This is a genomic window from Oleiphilus sp. HI0066 (genome assembly GCF_001635725.1).
The window spans coordinates 1-1,188 of record NZ_LWFH01001525.1 but is presented as its reverse complement, the minus strand read 5'-3'; the positions used below and the strand labels follow the sequence as shown (position 1 = coordinate 1,188).

Here is a 1,188-nt window from a genome sequence, read left to right as displayed (position 1 = left end):
AACTAAGCTTGGAAAGCGTTGCTTTAGCACCTCACACGTAGATCTCGAAATCACTGGATTCTTGAAAAAACTACCGGTATTCGGAATAACTTTAGGATCCGGAAGTTTCGCAGATCTGACCCCAATAACGGTGTCTCGCACTTTGGATAAACTCAGGTTTGCCTCATGCGAGAGAGTTTTAAGCTCACCATACTCCAGTACAAACTGCGCTTTGCGCGCCAATCTTAAAACTACTTCGCTAATCACATAACGTCCGCACTCACGTTTGAAAATGCTATCGCGATAGCCGAAGCAACAACGTTCATTAGATAGATCAACGAATACTCTTTGCACTCGATCAAAGGCTCGTACACTCTTTAGAACATCTTTAAGCTCTACGCCATATGCCCCAATGTTTTGCACGGGNGCAGCACCAACACTACCAGGAATCAAAGAAAGGTTTTCTAAACCGTAGTAACTGTTTTCAACAGCCCATGCGACAAGCTCATCCCAAACAACCGATGCGCCAACTTTTACCACTACATGATCAAGGTCTCGTGCGATACATTCTAGAGTGTGATTAACAACTTGAACGACAGGACGTTGAATAACAGGAGGAAGCACCACATTACTTCCACCACCGAGAATCAATACATCCTCTGGATGCGCGTAAAAAAAGTCACTGATCGCTTGTTCTGAACTTAACTCAAAAAATTGCTCCGCGACACAAGGCAACGCCATCGTATTCGAGGAGGACAGATCTTTTCTAAGTGGCTCAAGAGACATAAGAAATAACAGACTAGCTATAGGCGACTTTGTATTTCATCGAGCAATCCATCGCAGGCAGATTCAACAAGATCCAATACATGCTCGAAACCTTGTTCGCCGCCGTAGTATGGATCGGGCACTTCTTGTTCGGAGAAAGCCCCATAACTCAAAAACAAAACCGGCTGCGTTCGTGCTCCAGCAGGTATGATACTTTGAAGGTCTTTCAGATTTGCGTTATCCATCGCAAGAACATAGTCAAAGGTATCAAAATCATCAGGACTAACCTGCCGTGCTCTTAGATGCGACAAGTCATAACCGCGCTTTGCAGCATGTTGCGAAGCACGAGGATCGGGGCTTTCTCCAACATGCCACGCTCCAGTGCCACATGAATCGGTATACACCTGAGAAGCCAAACCTCTTTCGCGAACCTTTTCTTCAAAC

At 45.3% G+C, this 1,188-nt stretch carries 2 protein-coding genes; both read right to left on the bottom strand.

Going from position 1 to position 1,188, the window contains the following annotated elements:
* Window positions 1-765, bottom strand: a 765-nt coding sequence (gene murB / locus A3738_RS23765; RefSeq protein ID WP_156504458.1) for a UDP-N-acetylmuramate dehydrogenase, incomplete at its 3' end; no start/stop codon positions are given.
* A 17-nt stretch (window positions 766-782) separates the two neighbouring features.
* The coding region (locus tag A3738_RS23760) for a low molecular weight protein-tyrosine-phosphatase (RefSeq protein WP_068763903.1) at window positions 783-1,188 on the bottom strand (406 nt) is incomplete at its 5' end.